Genomic DNA, 1,198 nt, shown 5'->3' with positions numbered 1-1,198 from the left:
GCGCCGCGCCCGCGCCGGCGACGGACAGCGCGGCCCCCGCCGCGACCGCGGGGAGCACGTAGCCGTGCTCCGCGCCGTGCCGCTCCACGACCCAGCCGGCCACCGCGCTGCCCAGCGCGATGCCGCCCAACAGGGCGGTGGTGGTGAGCGTCAGGCCCTCGTTGAGGCGCTCCCGGGGCACCAGTTCCTGGACGACGCCGGTACCGCTGATCATGGTGGGGGAGGTGGCCGCCCCGGCCAGGAACATCAGCGGCACCAGGGCGGTCAGCGTGCCGGCGAACACCAGCGGCAGCATCAGCACCGCCATGCCGGCCACACCGGCCAGGAAGCGCCGCACCGGGCCGCCGCGCCAGGCGACCACGCCGAACGCCAGCCCCGACACCGCGGATCCGGCCGCCTGCAGCCCCAGCACCACCCCCGCCAGCGAGCCGTGGCCCACCGACTCGGTGAACGCCACGGTGACCAGCTCCAGGGAGCCGAACACCGCGCCGGTGCACAGGAAGGTGAGGGCCATGACCTGGATGCCCGGCTGCCGCAGCGGGGCGGTGGAGCGGCCGTCCGCGGACGCGGGAGCGGCGGCACGCACCGGCGGCTCGGTGCGGCGCCGCCCGGCGAAGAGCAGCGTGCCGGTCAGGGTGAGCGCCAAGGAGCAGACCTTGCCCGCCCAGGGGGCGGCGGAGGTCGCCAGGGCGACCGCCAGGACCGGGCCCAGGACGAAGCACACCTCGTCCAGCACCTGCTCGAAGGAGTTGGCCCGGTGCATGGCCACGGCGTCGCCGTCGTGGATCTCCGCCCACCGGGCCCGCGCCATCGCGCCCACGTTCGGCGCGGTGGTCGACAGGACGCTCGCGGCGATCAGCGCCCACGCGGGGGCCCGCAGCACCGCGCACACCACCAGCACGCCGGTCCAGGCGGACGACCACACGGCGGCCGGCACCGCCACCCGCGCCTGCCCGAACCGGTCGACCAGCCGCCCGAGCCACGGCATCGTCACCAGCGTGGTGATCAGCGAGGCGAAGGTGACCAGGCCCGCCAGCGCGTAGGACCCGTGCGTCGACGACACCATCACCACCGTGGCGACGCCCGACATCGCGAGCGCCAGCCGGGCGAGGAAACCCGCCCCGGTGAACGCGGCGGCTCCCTCGGCGGCGAACAGACGGCGGTAGGGGGCGGGGACGAGACGAGGACGCACGAGGAC

1 protein-coding gene is annotated in these 1,198 nt (G+C 76.2%); it reads right to left on the bottom strand.

The features are described 5' to 3' along the window. A partial coding sequence (locus ACOV8S_RS23075; protein ID WP_448319946.1) for an MFS transporter occupies positions 1-1,198 on the bottom strand: 1,198 nt, incomplete at both ends.

This window comes from Streptomyces sp. CO7 (assembly GCF_053474865.1).
The sequence above is the reverse complement of the archived record's forward strand: the minus strand, read 5'-3'. Positions and strand labels throughout refer to the sequence as shown.